Consider the following 723-nt stretch of genomic DNA (forward strand, 5'->3'; position numbering starts at 1 on the left):
ATCGTGCTCTGCGCCGGGTCACATCGCTCGATCCAGGTTCGGCCGAGGCTCGATGAGGCGATGCCGAGGAACGGGCGGGGCGAGTAGAGAGGGGCTGATTCGGTCACGCGCCCAGTCTAGCGACTAATTTGCGGGAATGAATCCCCCTCGCGGGCCCGAGCGAGTCGCTCAGAACACGTTACGATACTGGATGAAGCCGCTTCGGGCCGCGACTTTGTCGTAGAGCGCCTGGGCCGTCGCGTTCGATTCGTGCGTCAGCCAGTAGACGCGGCTGGCGCCGGCGCTCTTCGCGCGCTCGTAGACCGCTTCGATCAAGGCACGACCGACGCCGCGGTTGCGGGCCTCTTTCGCCGTAAAGAGATCCTGAAGATAGCAATAGTTCCCTGTGGACCACGTCGAGCGGTGGTAGAGAAAGTGCACAATTCCAAGAATGACGTCGTCGCTTTCGGCGACAAGTCCGTGAACGGGCTCGTCGTCGTCCGTCAATCTTGCCCAGGTGGACGCCGTGACCTCCGGTGCGAGCGTTGCTTGGTAAAAGGTCAGATAACCCTGCCAAAGCGGCTCCCAGGCCGTCCTGTCGGCGGGCCGTAGGGGGCGGATCACAAACGCGCGCGTGGTCTCGTTCATCGCTGTGCTCACAGAAGACTTTGCGCTAGTCGAGGTGGAACTTCGACAATTCGCGATGCTCGGCAAGGATGCGTCGCACCGTGCCCGTCGCAGAGC

The 723-nt window shown here is 62.5% G+C and carries 1 protein-coding gene; it reads right to left on the reverse strand.

Going from position 1 to position 723, the window contains the following annotated elements; translation table 11 throughout:
* Positions 1-168 precede the first annotated feature (168 nt).
* On the reverse strand, positions 169-627 hold the full coding sequence (locus AC1DT3_RS23230; protein WP_477467512.1) for an N-acetyltransferase family protein: 459 nt from the start codon (positions 625-627) through the stop codon (positions 169-171).
* Positions 628-723 lie beyond the last annotated feature (96 nt).

It is taken from the genome of Microvirga sp. P4_G7 (genome assembly GCF_056401005.1).

What these genes read in the sequence shown, in the direction of transcription:
- AC1DT3_RS23230 (WP_477467512.1), bottom strand. Translation starts at nt 627, where the DNA reads ATGAACGAGACCACGCGCGCGTTTGTGATCCGCCCCCTACGGCCCGCC.